The organism is Streptosporangium subroseum, from assembly GCF_900188345.1.
Classification (GTDB): Bacteria; Actinomycetota; Actinomycetes; order Streptosporangiales; family Streptosporangiaceae; genus Streptosporangium; species Streptosporangium subroseum.
Map to the genome: position 1 here is coordinate 1 of NZ_FZOD01000163.1, position 1714 is coordinate 1714.

Sequence of the window (1714 nt, forward strand, 5' to 3'; positions counted from 1 at the left end):
TTGGCGAGGGGTACCATCCGTTTTCCCAGGCCCTGTGATACATCTGGCGGTCGAGCCCGAGGCCGAAGATATCGAGGCGGCCAGGGCCCCACGAGATGACCGGGAACGGCTGACGCCGACCGCCATAGATGGCCGAGATGCCGGCGATGTCGTCAGGGGTGAGGTCCCGACGCATCCCGACGTAGGAGGCGAACATGACCGACGATGTATCGGAGGAGTGATTGAGCCCAAGGCCGTGACCGATTTCGTGGAGCGCCACTGTGGCTAGGTCGATGCCACGGGGTGGAGTGTCGACCGTCCAGGTCTCGGCCTCGTCGAAGTGAACGTCACCCGAGAAGGACCCGCCGCCGGGCGGCGGAGAGAAACAATGCGCGAGAACATTGCCGGATCCGTCGAAGGCATTCCCGTCCCCATGGTTCCCGGAATACCAGCCGATTTGGATGTCACTCGCGCCGACCACCTCGTTGAACCGCAGGGGCGAGACGGCGGACCAGCGATCGAACGCGCCTCTCACCGCTGCTCTTACCTCGGCGGCAGTCCGGTCGGCACCCGTGTTGACGAAGCTGTAGGTCAGGCTGAGGTTGTCCCAACTGTAGCCGGAAGCGACGAAGGGAAGCGGGCCTGCCGCGGCGTGCACCACATCAGGAACACCGCAACGAGGTGTAGCTATCAAGGCCAGCGTCTTCGGGCCAACGGCCCCATCGCGTTTCAGCCCGTTCTGCTCCTGGAATAGCCGGACAGCTGTTGCGAGATTTTCGTCGAAGTGCTCTGGGTCCTCGATATCATTATCTATCGCTGGTTGCCAGTTCCTGAAGTCCGAGAGAGCGTCGTTTGGGAAGTATCCAAAACGCTTCAGGTACTCGTAGAGTTTCCGCACTTCGAGACCCTTGTTGCCCAACTCTAGATTCTGGGTCGGCAGGCGATCAAAATCTGGCATTTCCCCCCCAAGTCATGATTTATCGGAGTTTGTAATCGTAGTGAATATATCGCCTGTGGGTAACTAGTCCGCTCTCTTTATTAAGTGTCCGATTTAGGCCACGTCCGAGGATGTTCGAGAAGGCAATTGCCTCAATATTCACTTCGGTATCGTTCGTCTCATTCCTTGGATCTGGTCTTCTCGATGAGCGTGCCAGGTCGCCGCCGAACAGCCCCGCGAGGACGCTCCCCTGACGTCGCCCATGGGCCGCGGACATGCCCGCCGACGAGTCTGGATTGCCGTGACTCCGGCGCGGTCGCCACGATGACCTTCGTGTCGCAGTAGAGGAAACGGTCAGCGCCAGCACGATGGCGGCGACTGCCGCGATGCTGGCAGTGCGGCGTGACAGGCGTCGGTATAGAGGTCCTTGGCATGCATGCTCCTTGAACCTTTCAAGGCCGTTGATCAGTAACGCTCTAATGATCGGCAAAGCGGAACCAAGAGACAGGGAAGGGAGATCGAATTAAACGCAGTTTCCCAGCGATGCGCCAGCCGCAGGCATTAGCATTTATCCCATTGTGAAGAGGGCGGCACCGTGGACAACAGTGCCTGTTTCGCCACCTTGACTACCACCCAAATGGGCTTTACGCGACGTTTCCCTCCGCTCATACTTGCCGCAGGGACGTGACCGGGGGGGAATCCGCCGTGAACGAGGCAAATCTATTGCGGCACGCGCTGCACGCCGCCCACGCCATCGTCAACAACGAGCCGTTCGGGCCCATCCTGGCCGAGGGTCTA

1 protein-coding gene is annotated in these 1714 nt (G+C 60.0%); it reads right to left on the bottom strand.

The annotated features are described in order from the left end of the window. The coding region (locus CHC08_RS47805) for a matrixin family metalloprotease (RefSeq protein ID WP_179282664.1) at positions 1 to 898 on the bottom strand (898 nt) is incomplete at its 3' end. Positions 899 to 1714: the final 816 nt, after the last annotated feature.